Origin of the sequence: Microbacterium sp. Leaf203 (assembly GCF_001421275.1) — a bacterium.
Lineage (GTDB): Bacteria > Actinomycetota > Actinomycetes > Actinomycetales > Microbacteriaceae > Microbacterium > Microbacterium testaceum_A.
This window is the reverse complement of the sequence record NZ_LMKF01000012.1, coordinates 286-509: the sequence shown is the minus strand read 5'-3', so window position 1 is coordinate 509 and position 224 is coordinate 286. Positions and strand designations below refer to the sequence as shown.

The following is a 224-nucleotide window of genomic DNA, read 5'->3' as shown; positions in this document are numbered from 1 at the left end:
GCTGACTTCGCGCGGCTACACCGTCCACGAAGCCTCTTCCGGGGTCGAGGCGCTCGAAATCTTCGATGCCCTGGAAGGCAAGATCGATATTGTCGTGTCCGACGTGGTGATGCCTGAAATGGACGGACCGACGCTGCTGGGAGAGTTGCGCAAGCGCCAGCCTGACGTGAAGTTCGTCTTCGTTTCGGGATATGCGGAAGACGCCTTCGCCAAGAACCTGCCCG

Annotated in this window: 1 protein-coding gene; it reads left to right on the top strand. The window is 60.3% G+C overall.

Annotated elements, in window-relative coordinates; translation table 11 throughout:
- Positions 1–224, top strand: a 224-nt coding sequence (locus tag ASE56_RS01240) for a response regulator (RefSeq protein WP_156371565.1), incomplete at both ends; no start/stop codon positions are given.